The 13,107-nt window shown below is 61.9% G+C and carries 14 protein-coding genes and 1 pseudogene; 4 read left to right on the forward strand and 11 right to left on the reverse strand.

Annotated features, from left to right (window positions below):
- Positions 1–142: 142 nt before the first annotated feature.
- Together recX and recA are read right to left on the reverse strand one after the other, a co-directional pair.
- Positions 143–643: a recombination regulator RecX gene (recX, locus tag ABI213_RS08820; RefSeq protein ID WP_348026784.1), complete on the reverse strand. Its 501-nt coding sequence runs from the start codon at positions 641–643 to the stop codon at positions 143–145.
- Between the two features lie 54 nt (positions 644–697).
- Complete coding sequence (gene recA / locus ABI213_RS08825; protein ID WP_348004956.1) at positions 698–1,792, reverse strand: recombinase RecA; 1,095 nt, start codon at positions 1,790–1,792, stop codon at positions 698–700.
- A gap of 144 nt (positions 1,793–1,936) precedes the next feature.
- Here recA and ABI213_RS08830 point away from each other — a divergent pair, with 144 nt between their 5' ends.
- Both ABI213_RS08830 and ABI213_RS08835 read left to right on the forward strand, forming a co-directional pair.
- Entirely contained in the window at positions 1,937–2,410 is a 474-nt protein-coding gene (locus tag ABI213_RS08830) for a MarR family transcriptional regulator (RefSeq protein WP_348004955.1), read from the forward strand.
- Between the two features lie 23 nt (positions 2,411–2,433).
- Positions 2,434–3,108 (forward strand): response regulator transcription factor, encoded by a 675-nt coding sequence (locus ABI213_RS08835; RefSeq protein WP_348004954.1) that lies wholly within the window; start codon positions 2,434–2,436, stop codon positions 3,106–3,108.
- A gap of 83 nt (positions 3,109–3,191) precedes the next feature.
- Here the strand turns inward: ABI213_RS08835 and ABI213_RS08840 are convergent, their stop codons facing one another.
- Positions 3,192–4,115, reverse strand: a complete 924-nt coding sequence (locus ABI213_RS08840) for a LysR family transcriptional regulator (protein WP_348004953.1) — start codon at positions 4,113–4,115, stop codon at positions 3,192–3,194.
- A 106-nt stretch (positions 4,116–4,221) separates the two neighbouring features.
- Here ABI213_RS08840 and ABI213_RS08845 point away from each other — a divergent pair, with 106 nt between their 5' ends.
- The gene (locus tag ABI213_RS08845; protein WP_348004952.1) at positions 4,222–4,989 is read left to right on the forward strand and encodes an SDR family oxidoreductase; all 768 of its coding nucleotides are present in this window, start codon (positions 4,222–4,224) and stop codon (positions 4,987–4,989) included.
- 584 nt (positions 4,990–5,573) lie between these two features.
- Here ABI213_RS08845 and ABI213_RS08850 read toward each other — a convergent pair.
- Genes ABI213_RS08850 through ABI213_RS08875 form a run of 6 tightly spaced genes read right to left on the reverse strand, consistent with a single transcriptional unit; the run spans position 5,574 to position 10,519 of the window.
- Positions 5,574–6,869, reverse strand: a complete 1,296-nt coding sequence (locus ABI213_RS08850; RefSeq protein ID WP_348026786.1) for a TRAP transporter large permease — start codon at positions 6,867–6,869, stop codon at positions 5,574–5,576.
- 4 nt (positions 6,870–6,873) lie between these two features.
- Positions 6,874–7,344, reverse strand: coding sequence for a TRAP transporter small permease (locus ABI213_RS08855; RefSeq protein ID WP_348004950.1), 471 nt, complete (start codon positions 7,342–7,344; stop codon positions 6,874–6,876).
- A 9-nt stretch (positions 7,345–7,353) separates the two neighbouring features.
- Positions 7,354–8,361: a sialic acid TRAP transporter substrate-binding protein SiaP gene (locus tag ABI213_RS08860; RefSeq protein ID WP_348004949.1), complete on the reverse strand. Its 1,008-nt coding sequence runs from the start codon at positions 8,359–8,361 to the stop codon at positions 7,354–7,356.
- Between the two features lie 30 nt (positions 8,362–8,391).
- Entirely contained in the window at positions 8,392–9,306 is a 915-nt protein-coding gene (locus tag ABI213_RS08865; RefSeq protein ID WP_348004948.1) for a dihydrodipicolinate synthase family protein, read from the reverse strand.
- A 44-nt stretch (positions 9,307–9,350) separates the two neighbouring features.
- On the reverse strand, positions 9,351–10,097 hold the full coding sequence (locus tag ABI213_RS08870; protein WP_348004947.1) for a GntR family transcriptional regulator: 747 nt from the start codon (positions 10,095–10,097) through the stop codon (positions 9,351–9,353).
- Positions 10,094–10,519 carry an RbsD/FucU domain-containing protein gene (locus tag ABI213_RS08875; protein ID WP_348004946.1) on the reverse strand — a complete coding sequence of 142 codons (426 nt, stop codon included), beginning with the start codon at positions 10,517–10,519 and terminating at the stop codon, positions 10,094–10,096. Before ABI213_RS08875 ends, ABI213_RS08870 begins: the two co-directional genes overlap by 4 nt.
- A gap of 251 nt (positions 10,520–10,770) precedes the next feature.
- On the opposite strand from ABI213_RS08875, the gene ABI213_RS08880 reads away from it, so the two are divergent.
- Positions 10,771–12,249, forward strand: coding sequence for a M20 family metallopeptidase (locus ABI213_RS08880; RefSeq protein ID WP_348004945.1), 1,479 nt, complete (start codon positions 10,771–10,773; stop codon positions 12,247–12,249).
- Positions 12,250–12,320: 71 nt separating this feature from the next.
- Here ABI213_RS08880 and ABI213_RS08885 read toward each other — a convergent pair whose 3' ends face one another.
- Complete coding sequence (locus tag ABI213_RS08885) at positions 12,321–12,794, reverse strand: YidB family protein (protein ID WP_348004944.1); 474 nt, start codon at positions 12,792–12,794, stop codon at positions 12,321–12,323.
- A 158-nt stretch (positions 12,795–12,952) separates the two neighbouring features.
- Positions 12,953–13,107, reverse strand: a pseudogene (locus ABI213_RS08890) (fructose-1,6-bisphosphate aldolase); the annotation flags it as partial.

Here is a 13,107-nt window from a genome sequence, read left to right on the forward strand (position 1 = left end):
TTTCAATAGCTGCTTGTGCAGGCAATATATGCGCTGGAAGCCTAAAAAGCTTGAGATATTTTTCGGCGGATAGTGTTGCAGGCGATGGCAAGTGCAGGCTGAGCGCGATGCATCGATCGCTGAAAGGCGGCGACACGGCCATTCAACTGTCTGCGCTATCCCAGCTTTCGTCGTCGCCACCCGCCACCACCTTGCGCACGGCATCGCCCGAGAAGCCGCGTGCCAGCAAAAACCGCTGCTGTTTGCCCCGGGCGGCGGCATCCAGCGGCGGGGTGCCAAACTTTTTACGCCAGACCTCGCGGGCCCGGGCCAGCTCGGTGCTTTGCAGGCTGGCCACCGCGTCCAGCACGGCGGCGGGGTCCAGCCCCTTGCTTTGCAGCTCTTGGCGGATGCGCGCGGTGCCCAGCTTGCCCGCACGGCGGTACAGCACGGAGTCCACCACCCGCTGCTCGTTGATGAAGCCCTTGGCTTGGAGTTCGTCCAGCGCCTGGGCCAGCGTGCCGGGCACTTCTTCAAACGTGATGAGCTTGCGCTCTAGCTCGGCCCGCGAATGCTCACGGCCGCTGAGCAGGCGCAAAGCCCGGCCCTTGAGGCTGATGGGCGACAGGCTCTTGTGCGGGCCCTTGGACGGTGAGAAAGCCATTTGCTACGGTATGTATAGCTGCCAGCGCAGGTGTACCCTGCGCTGGAGCCTTATTTAAGCCTCAACTTTGGCTTTTTTGCCTTCTTTGGCCGGTTCGGCGGCAGCTAGCACCAGCGGGATGCCCAGCGACTCGCGCACCTTGTTTTCGATCTCGGTGGACAGGCCGGGGTTTTCGCGTAGAAACTCACGGGCGTTGTCGCGGCCTTGGCCGATTTTTTCACCCTGGTAGGCGTACCAGGCACCGGACTTTTCGATCACCTTGGCTTCCACGCCCATGTCGATGATTTCGCCGTGGCGGCTGATGCCCTCGCCGAACAGAATGTCGAATTCGGCGGTTTTGAAAGGCGGAGCTACCTTGTTCTTCACCACTTTGACCTTGGTCTCGTTGCCGATCGCGTCGTCGCCCTTTTTGATGGTGCCGGTGCGGCGGATGTCCAGGCGCACCGAGGCGTAGAACTTCAGCGCGTTGCCGCCGGTGGTGGTCTCAGGCGAGCCGAACATCACGCCGATCTTCATGCGGATCTGGTTGATGAAGATGACCATGCAATTGGCCTTCTTGATGTGGGCGGTGAGCTTGCGCAGCGCCTGGCTCATCAAGCGGGCCTGCAGGCCGGGCAGGCTATCGCCCATTTCGCCTTCCAGCTCGGCCTTGGGGGTCAATGCGGCCACCGAATCGACCACGATCAAATCGACCGCGCCGGAACGCACCAGGGAATCGACGATTTCCAGCGCTTGCTCGCCGGTGTCGGGCTGGCTGATCAGCATTTCCTGCAGATTCACACCCAGGTTTTGGGCGTACTGGGTGTCGAGTGCGTGCTCGGCATCCACAAAGGCGCAGGTGCCGCCGAGCTTTTGCATTTCGGCAATCACTTGCAGGGTCAGCGTGGTCTTGCCGCTGGACTCAGGGCCGTAGATTTCAATCACCCGGCCACGCGGCAGGCCGCCGACGCCCAGCGCAATATCCAGGCCCAGCGAGCCGGTGGAGACCACCTGGATGTCCTCTATCACCTCGCCCTCGCCCAGGCGCATGATGGTGCCCTTACCAAACTGCTTTTCGATCTGCGCCAGCGCGGCTTGTAGGGCCTTGGCTTTTTCAGCCAGTGCGGCGGGGGTGGGGGCGACGGGAGGGGCTTTGGTGACGGCGTTCATGCTGCGGGTCTTTCAAAAATCAGAAGGAATTGAGCGGGTGCATGGCCTGCGGTTAACTACAGGCTGGATGCTTGAACAGTAGTTTACGGCGACCTTTGGTTTCTTCAAATAGATTTTTTAGTCAGTTTGACTTACTATTAAAAAATGCTGGATATCACTGCTGAACAAGGTTGGCGCGAGACGCATTTGGGCCGCCGGATGGCCGCTGCGCTGCGCCGATTCGATGCCCGCGTGCTGGAACTGATGGCCCGCAACGTGGACGTGCCGCTGGCCCTGGGCAACCTGGCTGCGCGGGCGCAGGTGGGCGCAGCGCACATCCACATCACCCGGCACCTGCCGCTGCAGGGCGCGCGGCTCACCGAGCTGGCCACGCAGGCGGGCATGAGCAAACAGGCCATGGGCGACCTGGTGGACCAGTGCGCCGCTTGGGGCATGGTGGCGCGCGAACCCGACCCGCTGGACGCGCGCGCGCGGCGGGTGGTGTTTACCGCCACCGGTTTGGCCTGGCTCAAGGCCTTCCAGGACGCGGTCGCACAGGCCGAGGAAGAGTTCCACCAGGCCGTCGGCCCCGAGGTGGCCACCGTGGTGGCGCTGGGGCTAGAGGCCTACGCTACATAATCGCGAAAAAAGTAGGAGACACGATGCGAATTCTTATTGCGGAAGACGACCAGGTTTTAGCCGACGGGCTGCTGCGTGGGCTGCGCGCTTCGGGGGCGGCGGTGGACCACGTGGCTAGCGGCACCGAGGCCGATGCCGCGCTGCTGACCAATAAAGAATTCGACCTGCTGATCCTCGACCTGGGCCTGCCCAAGATGCACGGCCTGGAGGTGTTGAAGCGCCTGCGCGCCCGCGGCTCGTCGCTGCCGGTGCTGATTTTGACGGCGGCCGACAGCGTGGAAGAGCGCGTCAAAGGCCTGGATTACGGGGCCGACGATTACATGGCCAAACCGTTTTCGCTACAAGAATTGGAAGCCCGGGTGCGTGCCCTGGCGCGGCGCAGCGCGGGCGGGGCCAGCAGCAGCATCCAGCATGGCCCCTTGCTGTACGACCACGCCGGGCGCATGGCCAGCATCGACGGCAAGACCCTAGAGCTGTCGGCCCGCGAGCTGGGCCTACTGGAGGTGCTGCTGCAGCGCGTGGGGCGGTTGGTGAGCAAAGAGCAGCTGATCGAGCGCCTGTGCGAATGGGGCGAAGAGGTCAGCGTCAACGCCATCGAGGTCTACATCTACCGCCTGCGCAAGAAGATCGAGAAGGGCCCGATCCGCATCGCCACCGTGCGTGGGCTGGGTTACTGCCTGGAAAAGATTACGCCTTGAGCGAGGAGGGCGTAGTTTTAGGCATGTTTTAAGCCTCTCGCGCTTGTTGCACCTGCGCTGTATGCTATTTAAATGATAACAATTTACAACGCCAGCACATGCGCCTCCACCACCTCCGCTAGCCAGTCCATCACCACCCGCACGCGTTTGGACAGGTTGCGGCGGTGGGCGTACAGCAGGTTCAGTGGCATGGGCGGTGCCGCCAAATCGGGCAATAGCGCGACCAGCAGGCCGCCTCGGATGTGCTCTTGTACCGCCACGGCAGGCACCTGGATGATGCCCAGCCCGGCCAGGCAGGCGGCCATGTAGGCCTCGGCGTTGTTAACCGTGATGGGGCCCGACATGGGCACTGCGCTGGTAGTTTTGCCGTCCGGGGCCAAAACCTCAAACCCATCGGGCTTGGCCCCCAGCGTGCTGGCGTAGTGCACCAGTTGGTGGTGGGCCAGGTCGGCCAGCGCGTGGGGCGTGCCGTGCGCCTGCAGGTAGGCGGGGCTGGCACAGTTGGCCATGCGCATAGGGGCCAGGGGGCGGGCGACCAGGCTGGTGTCTTGCACCGGGCCTGCGCGCAGCACGCAGTCAAAACCTTCGCGCACCAGGTCCACCCGGCGTTCGGTGCTGCTGATCTCCAGCTCCAGCAGCGGGTGCAGGGCCAGCAGTTCGGGCAGCCGGGGGATGACGGCTTGGCGCGCCATGCTGGTGGACATATCGATCCGCACGCGTCCGCGCAGGGCCTGGCTACCGGTGGTGCCGGGCTGCTGGAATAGGGTGTGCAGCTCGTCCGCATCGGCCAGCAGGTCTTTGCAGCGCTCGTAAAACACCTGGCCGTCCTGGGTGGGTGCGACCCGGCGTGTGGTGCGGTGCAGCAAGCGCGTGCCTAGCGCCGCCTCCAGTTGCTGCACAGCGTGGGACACGCTGGCCTTGGGCAGGCCCAGCGCCTCGGCCGCCTGCGTGAAGCTGGCCAGCTCGGCCACCCGGGTGAAGATGTGCATGCGCTCTAAAGGAATCATTGTTCAATTATGGCGAACAACTAAACCAATGAGTGGCTATTTATCCAATACGCCGTGGTCAATAGACTTGCCTGCATTCACCACCCATTGCAACAAGGAAGCACCCATGACTACCACCATAACCCCCATCGCTATCGTCACCGGCGGCAGCCGCGGCCTGGGTAAAAGCACGGCCTTGCACCTGGCCGCCCAGGGCACCGACATCATCTTGACTTACCGCAGCCAAGCCGCCGAGGCACAGGCCGTGGTGGCGCAAATTGAGGCGCTGGGCCGCCGCGCTGTGGCCTTGCCGCTGGACGTGGCGGTGAGTGCCCGTTTTGCGGATTTTGCCGCCCAGGTCAAAGCGGCGTTGGCAACGACGTGGCAGCGCGACCGCTTCAACTTCCTGGTCAACAACGCGGGCCACGGTGCGTATGCCAGCCTGATGGACACCACCGAAGCGCAGTTTGACGCGCTGTTCAACGTCCATCTGAAGGGCGTGTTCTTTTTGACGCAAAAGCTGTTGCCGCTGATGGCCGATGGCGGCCGCATCGTCAATATCTCTAGCGGCCTGACCCGCTTTGCGCTGCCCGGCTACGCCGCTTACGCCGCGATGAAGGGTGCCGTCGAGGTCATGACGCGCTACATGGCCAAGGAGCTGGGTGCGCGCGGCATCGCCGTGAACACGCTGGCCCCAGGGGCCATTGAAACCGACTTTGGCGGCGGCACGGTGCGCGACAACCCGGAGGTCAACGGCTTCATCGCCGCGCAAACCGCCCTGGGCCGGGTCGGCCTGCCGGACGACATTGGCGGCGCGATTGCGACGTTGCTGTCACCCGGCAACGGCTGGGTCACGGCGCAGCGGATTGAGGCCTCGGGCGGCATGTTCATTTGATACCGGAGCGCCGCATGCCAATTTCAGGTAACACGATGCTGGTCACGGTGGCACATCGGGCATCGGCTAACCACCGGCAGCCTGCGTGCGCTGACGGCAGGGCGCGCCAAGTGCTGGCACACCCCTAAGCCTTAGAACGTGTTTACGATCTATTCGAGGCCGCGCAGCTGCCTTCTCGGGAGGGGCTGGTAGGCGCGGTTCGCCGCCAATAGCTGGCTATTGGCAAGAGCCGCAACGCCCCAGACTGCCCGAGAAGGCAACTGCCCTTCGGGTTGGGGAGAAATCGGGCGATTTGCCCGCCATCACCCTTGCATGGGCAGAGAGCCCATGCTGCGGGCGCTGACAGCCAACTCATCCCGATTGCTCTCCAACGCGGCCCCGAATAGATCGTAAACACGTTCTAAGAGGGTCGGACCGAAAGCTTGGCCATCTTTATGCATGCAATTAGGCTGCTAGCGCAAACAAACTATGCGCTAGCAGCTATTTTATGTATAGCAAGCCAAGCGATGGATGCCGTGGTGAAAGCGTTGCGATGTCGGGCTGCTCGCCTCCATGGGCGCAACTTGCCGCGACTTGCGGCGGCATTAGCTGGTCTTGTAACCCATCATCTGCGGCAACCACAACACCGTTTGTGGAAACACACTCATGATGAGCAGGGCCGCGATAAGCACAAAAATGAACACCCAGGCTTCGCGGATCATGCCTTTGAGCGGCACGCCGGCCAGCGCGTTGATCACAAACAGCAGCATGCCAAAGGGTGGAGTGACCAAGCCAATCATCATGTTCACCGCCAGGACCACGCCGAGATGGACCAGGTCGACGCCCAACAACTTGGCGGTAGGCAACAGAATGGGTACCAGCACCAGCAACATGATGGAGGTATCGAGCAAGCAGCCCAGCACGAGAAACAAGACATTCGTCAGCAGCAAGAAACCCGTGGGCGTGAGCTGCATGCCGGTCAGCCAGGCAGCCACCAGGCCGGGCACGTTTTCCGCCGTGAAAGCGTAATTGATGATGAAAGCCGAAGCGATGATCAAGGTGACCGAGGCGCTGGTCTTGGCCGATTCCACCAAAATTTCATACAGGCGACCCCACGTCAACGCGCGGTACACCAGGCTCGCCAGAATCAGCGCGTACAGCGCCGCCACCGAAGCGGCTTCTGTGGGCGTGAAGACGCCGCTGTAGATGCCGCCGAGCAACACCACGGGCAAGGTCAGGGGTAGAAATCCGCGTGCGATGATGCGCGGATATGCCGCCCATGGGATCTTGTCGCCGCGTGGAAACTGGCGCTTCTTGGCGATGAAATGCACCGCGATCATCAGCGACACGGCCATCATCAAACCCGGCAACACACCGCCCAAAAAGAGCGCTCCCACCGAGGCACTCGACACCAGTGCATAGATCACCAGCGGGATCGACGGCGGAATGATGGGGCCAATGGTGGACGAAGCCGCCGTCAGCGCGCCGGCGAATTCAGCGGTGTAGCCATTCTTCTCCATCATGCGGATGCTCACCACGCCAGGGCCCGCAGCATCGGCGATGGCGCTACCGCTCATGCCCGAGAAGATCACGCTCACGATGATGTTGACGTGGGCCAACCCGCCGCGCAGGCGACCCACAATAGCCAGCGCGAAATCAAACAAGCGTTCGCTGACGGTGCCCGAGTTCATTACCGCCGCAGCAAAAATGAACAAAGGCACGGCCAATAGAACGTAGCTGTTGTACAAGCCGTTGAGCACTTGCTCGGCCACCAGCCCGAGGTCCTGGTGTTTCATCAGCAGATACGACACGCCGCTGACCATCATCCCGAAGGCGATGGGCAGACGCAAGATCAGCGTCAGCACCAGCATGCATAACAAGAGAGTAAGTGAAGAGCTCATACGCTTAGATGTATTGACGCCAGTTGCGGCCCAGCAAGCGGCAGAACTTGACAAGATACTGCACGGCGACGATGGTCACGAAAATGATGAAGGGGGCGAAAACGTAAGAGAACGGGATGTCCAGCACCGGGGTTTTCTCCCGGTGCATAAACTTCACGTAGTCAAAAGCCTGCGGCAATAACACCAACATCAGCCCCGCAGTCAGCGCGGCTCCGATCAGGCCAAACACCCTCCGCCCTCCTGGCGGCAAGGCCTCGTACACCAGATCGAGCATCACGTGTTCTTTTTCCTTGAGCAGCGTGGCCGCGCTCCAGAACACCATGAGGATGTACAAGACCACGATCAGTTCGTCAGACCAGGCCAGCGGCTTGTTGAAAACGAAGCGCATGGTCACCTGGATCACGAATACTAGGAACAGCAGCGCGAAAATGGCAGCGGAGGTTCCTTCGGCAAATTGCCGAGTGCGCTTCAACATGCAGTACTCCTACTTGACTTGGTTGATGCGCTCCAGCAAGCCCTTGGGCCATACCTTGGCGTAGTCGGAGTTCAAGTAAGCCGATTGCACCGACTTGCGGAAAGCGTCCAGATCTGGTGTGGTCACGGTCAGACCCTGCTCCTTCAGGAAACCAACCAGTTGCGCTTCATCGGTGATGCGGTTTTGGTTGTTGTATTTGGCTGCGGCTTGGGCGGCTGCCTTCAGCTTGGTTTTTTGGTCGGCACTCAGACTGTTCCACACTTTGTTGGAGATGCTGATGAAGATGCCGTCCACCAGATGGTTGGTCAGCGTGAGCTGCTTGGTGACTTCATAGAACTTGGCGCTGCGCACCGTGGGCAGAGGGTTGTCCTGGCCGTCGATAGTGCCGGTTTTCAGGCCGAGGTAGACCTCGCCAAAGGCCAGCGGCGTGGGTGTGGCACCCAATGCCTCACCCAGGAACAACCACTCCTTGCTGCTCGGCATGCGAAGCTTGACGCCTTTGAGGTCGGCCGGCGTTCTGACGTTGCGTAACTCGCGCAGATTAAGCTGACGGGTGCCCAGGTAGATGGGAGACAGGATGGTGATGTCCATCTTTTCGCTGACCAGTTTGAATAGCTCGTCACCAATCGGGCCGTTGAACACTTTGTTCATGTGGTCTGGGTCGCGGACCACATAACCAGCGGTGAAGATAGAGAACTCGGGCACCAGCTTGGCAATGTCAAACGCCGAAATGGACGCCATTTCCAGATTGCCTCGGGCCATGGCAGCCGGCTCTGTGCCTTGTTTGAACAAGGATGCGTTCAGGTTGATCTGCACATCAAATTGGCCTGGCGCGGTTTTCTCCAACTCGTCTTTCATCACCGTCCACATCTTGGCATGCCAGTCGTCAGGTACGGCCGGTGTGGAAATTCGCAGCGCCTGTTTGGTCTGTGCGAAGCTGGGCAGCGTGGCACTGCCCAGCGCCAGGCCGGCGCCCAGCAATGTGCGGCGGCGTAAAGATGGGGCTATCTGGTTCATGGTTTTGTCTCCTGGTTCTAGTTATGGAAATCAGATATGGGCCAATGCAGCACCAATGGCACGGTAGCCTTCACGCACCGCCTTCAATTCACTGCTATCCAGTGGCGACAGCGGGGCCCGCATGTTCAGCCAGAAATCGTCGCCGGTCTGCTCGGCCAGCACCGCCTTGTAAGCGCCGACAAACGGCATATTGGGGCGGATGCTCAGCAGCCCTAAGAGCGCAGTCATGAGTTTGACGTCGGCCTCAGACACCTTGCTGGGGGCATCCATCACCCGGCGCAGCAGGCCTGGTGCCAGATTGGCCAAGCCGTTGACCGAGCCCGAGCCGCCTTCGACCATGACCGGCGCAATATCGAGCTCCGCACCCACCAGAATGGCCAGTTGGGGAAAGGCTTTGGCCAAGGCCAGTGCATGGGCCCTGTCACCGCTGCTGTCTTTCACACCGACCACCTGGCCTGGATGGCGGCGTACCAGCTCGGCGATGGCTTCGTGCGAGAAACCAAAGGTGCTCATGGCCGGGAAATGGTAGAGCAACATTTTGAGGCCGTCGTCACCAATGCCGCGCACCACTTGCGACACGGCTTCTACGATGCCCGCGTCCCGTGGCTGGTTGAAGAAAAACGGCGGCATGTACAGATGGCGGTGCACGCCGAGCCGTGCGGCATGGCGACCCAGCTCGATGGCTTCCGCCAGTGACAAGGCGGTCGTGGTGACGATGATCTGATTGGCACGGATGCCGCTGCCGAGCATGGATTCCAGCAGGCTTTTGCGCTCCTCCATGGAAAACGCGGGCCCTTCGCCGGTGGTGCCAAACAAGGTGATGCCATCACAACCGGCCGCCAACATGGTTTTGGCGTGGCCGATGCTGCGGGCCATGTCGAGCTCTCCGCTGGCGCTGACCGGCAGCAACAGGGCGGGCCAAAGGCCGTTGATATCTGGGTTCAAGAGGGACTCCTTCAAAGTGTGGGTTATGGGGAAATAGGAACGGGTCAGCCCGGCGCAGACAAGGTCTGCGGCGCCGCCATCACACGGGCCTGGGCGCTAAGAATATGGTCGTCAAGCCCGGCCATGGCGGCGGCTGCATCGCGCTGCTGCAGCGCCGAGATAAAGCGCAAGTGTTCTTCCATGGCGGGGATCAAGCGGGCAGGGGTGATGACGGTTTGCTCCAGCGTGATCAGGCGCACGCGCAGGCTGTTGACGCGGTAGATTTCGGAGAGGATCTCATTGCCCATGGCATCGACCATGCGGTCGTGCAAACCCCAGTCGATCGACTGCGCGTCATCCAGCAAAACCGCATCGGGCGTATCCGGCTGGGCGGCGCGGGCACGGCGCAGAATGTCGTGGTGGGCGGCTTCAATTTCGTCCAGCTCGGCGGTGCCCACGCTGCGCACAAACAGCCGCACCGCCTCGCGCTCGATCATGGCGCGTAGCTGGAAGGCATTGCGGATCAACTTTAAATCCACATGGGCGATCTGCAGGCCGCGCTGGGGCACGGTTTTGACCAATCCCCCGGCTTCCAGGCGCGGAATCATCTCGCGTACTGCGCCCAGCGGCATATCCAGGAGGGTCATCAGCTCGCGCTGCGACACAAACTGGCCAGGGCGGATATTGCCGCTGAGGAGTTGCTGGGTAAAGCCCTGGTAGGCGCGGGCGCGCTGGCTGGTGGGCTCCTGGCGGGTTGGGGCCAGTGCGTGCGGGGTGGCTGCCCTGGTAGGGCGCTTGGCCGTGGTGCTCACGACCGCACCACACCCTTTTTCAGCACGATGTTGCCGTACAACCGGGTTTCACCCGTGGCCACGATGGCAAAGGCCTGGGCCGCACGCGCATAGAACGCATGCCGCTCCAGCGAAGCCGGGGCGCGCTCGCTGTGGCGCTGCAAGATCTGGGTGAAATCCTGCACCGCCTCGGGTACCGCGCTGGCATCGCCTACCACCTGCATGGTGAAGGCCGCATCGGGCACATATTCGTCCAGCGGCAGCAGCGAGAGCACGGCATCCAGCACGCGGTTCATGTCCAGGCCGGGCAGATGGACCAGCCGTTTGGCATGGGTGGCGGCGGGAAAGTTGGCATCGGCCAGGACGATTTCATCCCCATGCCCCATAGAGGCCAGCACGTGGAGCAGATCGGGCGACAGCAGGGGCGAAATATTTTTGAGCATCTTGAAAAGCGGGCGTTAATTTTTTACCACTGACATGTTAGTTAGATTAAACACGCATGAAAGCCACGTCAAGAGGGCTGTCCCTGGTAAAGCTCTCTTTAAATTGGCCTCTGGCATGCGGGGTCGCCTGCCGCATCGGTTATTGGTGGGTAAAGTCGCCCACGCCGTGCAGGTATTCGAACAGCGTAAGCTGTGGGAACTTTGGTGGGGTATCTGCCCCGCACCACGCCCCCACTTTTCAGGAAACCGCCATGAACGCCCGCGTCCCTGCCGCCGTACTCGATCCGCAACAAGTGCTGGCCCATGCCACCCAGGCCTGGGATGGCGACATCGTGCGCCAGCTCAGCGACTACATCGCCATCCCCGCCAAGTCGCCCGCCTACGACGCGTCTTGGTCCGAGCACGGCTACATCGACACGGTGATGCGCAACGCGGCCGCCTGGGTCGAGGCGCAAAAGGTCGAAGGGCTGACGTTGGAAGTCATCCGCCTGGAAGGCCGCACGCCGGTGCTGTTCTTTGAAGTGGCGGCCAGCCAGACCGACTGCCGCCAGACCGTGCTGATGTACGGCCACCTGGACAAACAGCCCGAATTCACCGGTTGGCGCAACGACCTGGGCCCCTGGACCCCCAAGTACGAAGACGGCAAGCTGTATGGCCGGGGCGGGGCCGACGACGGTTACGCCGTTTACGCCAGCATCACCGCCGTGCAGGCGCTGAAAGCCCAGAAAGTACCGCACCCGCGCATCGTCGGACTGGTCGAAACTTGCGAAGAAAGCGGCTCCTACGACCTGCTGCCCTACGTGGATGCCATGCGCGACAAGCTCGGCGACGTGGCGCTGGTGGTCTGCATGGATTCCGGCGCGGGCAACTACGACCAGCTGTGGCTGACCAACAGCTTGCGCGGCATGGCCAATGGCGTGTTGAAGGTGGAGGTGCTGACCGAAGGCGTGCACTCCGGCGATGCCAGCGGCCTGGTGCCGTCGAGCTTTCGCATCATGCGCCAGGTGCTGGACCGGCTGGAAGACAGCGCCACCGGCCGCCTGTTGCCCGCCAGCTTCCACTGCGAAGTACCGGCAGACCGCTTGCTGCAGGCCCGCGCCACGGCGGCCATTTTGGGCGACGAAATCTACAAGCGTTTCCCTTGGGCGCACTACGACTGCGGCGGGGCCAGCACCTTGTGCCTACCCACCACCACCGAGCCGGTGCAGGCCCTGCTGAACCGGACCTGGGCCCCCACGCTGAGCGTGACCGGGGCCGAGGGCCTGCCGGAGCTGAAAAACGCCGGGGCCGTGCTGCGCCCGTACACCGCCTTCAAGCTGTCGCTGCGCCTGCCGCCGCTGGTGGACGCGTCGGTCGCTGTGCAAGAGCTCAAAACCCTGCTGGAAGACAACGCCCCCTACCAGGCCCGCGTGACCTTCCAGCCCGATGGTTCCGCCACCGGCTGGAACGCGCCCAGCACCGCGCCGTGGTTTGAAGCCGCGCTGCACGCCGCGTCGCAAGCCCAGTTTGGCGCGCCCTGTGGCTACATCGGCCAGGGCGGCACGATTCCGCTGATGAACATGCTGTCCCAGGGTTTCCCCAAGGCGCAGATGATGGTCTGCGGCGTACTCGGCCCCAAGAGCAACGCCCACGGCCCGAACGAGTTTTTGCACGTGCCTTACGCCAAGAAGCTCACCGCCGCCGTGGCGCAGGTGATTGCCAGCTTCGCAGTGCACGCCGACGCAGATTAAGCCGCCCAATAAAAAAGCCACTTTTCATATAAGAAAAGTGGCTTTCATGCAGGTAGTACCTGCGCTAGAAGCTATGACTTCTGTAGCAAGCCACCCAGCATGCCAAACAGGTCGCTGCTGTCGCCCAAACCGGCTTGGGGCGCTTGGCCTGCGGGGGTGAGGTGGTCTACCAGACCGGGCAGTACCTGGGCCAGCTGGCCTGCGGCTTCACTGGGGTCCACGCCCAGTTTGGCGGCAATGCCGGACAGCGCGTCCGAACCCAGCACATTGCTGAGCTGGTCTGCAGAAATCGGCTGGTTCTGACCGCCGCCGATCCACGAACCCACCACATTGCCCAAGCCCGCTTGTTCAAATTTTCCGACCAAGCCGCCCAGACCACCGTGGTCGCCGTTGTTGCTCAGCATGCCCGTCACCACCTGGATGAGCTGGGGGTTGCTGGCCAGCATGCCGATGATGCCGCCCAAGCCACCGAGGCCAGCCTGGGGTTGCGCCTGTTGTTGGCCGTTGTTCAAAACCGCGCCGAGAACCGAGTCAAGTAAGCCCATGGTGTTTCCTTGGTAAGTAGAGAAAATATACGCTGCAGCCACCAGCAACGCTGCTTACAACCTGCAGGTTGACCGCACATTGTCTACCACCCAAAAGTCACATGCGATAGGGAGCTGGCTTTGCCACACAGTGGACAAAGCCAGAGAGGGTGGTCAATTTAGTGAATCACTTGGGCCAGCAGGCCATCGGCATAGTGGCCCGCTACCACCTGCAGGCTGTGGCCCTTGACACCAGCGGCCTGGCCTTCGCAGCCGAACTCTAAAAAGCGCTGTTTGCACAGCTTTTTAGCCGCTTCACGGGCGGGTTTGAGGT

It is taken from the genome of Rhodoferax sp. (genome assembly GCF_039922535.1).
Lineage (GTDB): Bacteria > Pseudomonadota > Gammaproteobacteria > Burkholderiales > Burkholderiaceae_C > Rhodoferax_B.

Excerpts from the sequence above, each read along its gene's own strand:
- ABI213_RS08885 (WP_348004944.1), bottom strand. The coding sequence starts at position 12,794 with ATGGGCTTACTTGACTCGGTTCTCGGCGCGGTTTTGAACAACGGCCAA.
- ABI213_RS08845 (WP_348004952.1), top strand. The coding sequence starts at position 4,222 with ATGACTACCACCATAACCCCCATCGCTATCGTCACCGGCGGCAGCCGC.
- ABI213_RS08860 (WP_348004949.1), bottom strand. The coding sequence starts at position 8,361 with ATGAACCAGATAGCCCCATCTTTACGCCGCCGCACATTGCTGGGCGCC.
- ABI213_RS08840 (WP_348004953.1), bottom strand. The coding sequence starts at position 4,115 with ATGATTCCTTTAGAGCGCATGCACATCTTCACCCGGGTGGCCGAGCTG.
- ABI213_RS08850 (WP_348026786.1), bottom strand. The coding sequence starts at position 6,869 with ATGAGCTCTTCACTTACTCTCTTGTTATGCATGCTGGTGCTGACGCTG.
- ABI213_RS08830 (WP_348004955.1), top strand. The coding sequence starts at position 1,937 with ATGCTGGATATCACTGCTGAACAAGGTTGGCGCGAGACGCATTTGGGC.
- ABI213_RS08875 (WP_348004946.1), bottom strand. The coding sequence starts at position 10,519 with ATGCTCAAAAATATTTCGCCCCTGCTGTCGCCCGATCTGCTCCACGTG.
- ABI213_RS08835 (WP_348004954.1), top strand. The coding sequence starts at position 2,434 with ATGCGAATTCTTATTGCGGAAGACGACCAGGTTTTAGCCGACGGGCTG.
- recX (WP_348026784.1), bottom strand. The coding sequence starts at position 643 with ATGGCTTTCTCACCGTCCAAGGGCCCGCACAAGAGCCTGTCGCCCATC.
- ABI213_RS08880 (WP_348004945.1), top strand. The coding sequence starts at position 10,771 with ATGAACGCCCGCGTCCCTGCCGCCGTACTCGATCCGCAACAAGTGCTG.
- recA (WP_348004956.1), bottom strand. The coding sequence starts at position 1,792 with ATGAACGCCGTCACCAAAGCCCCTCCCGTCGCCCCCACCCCCGCCGCA.
- ABI213_RS08855 (WP_348004950.1), bottom strand. The coding sequence starts at position 7,344 with ATGTTGAAGCGCACTCGGCAATTTGCCGAAGGAACCTCCGCTGCCATT.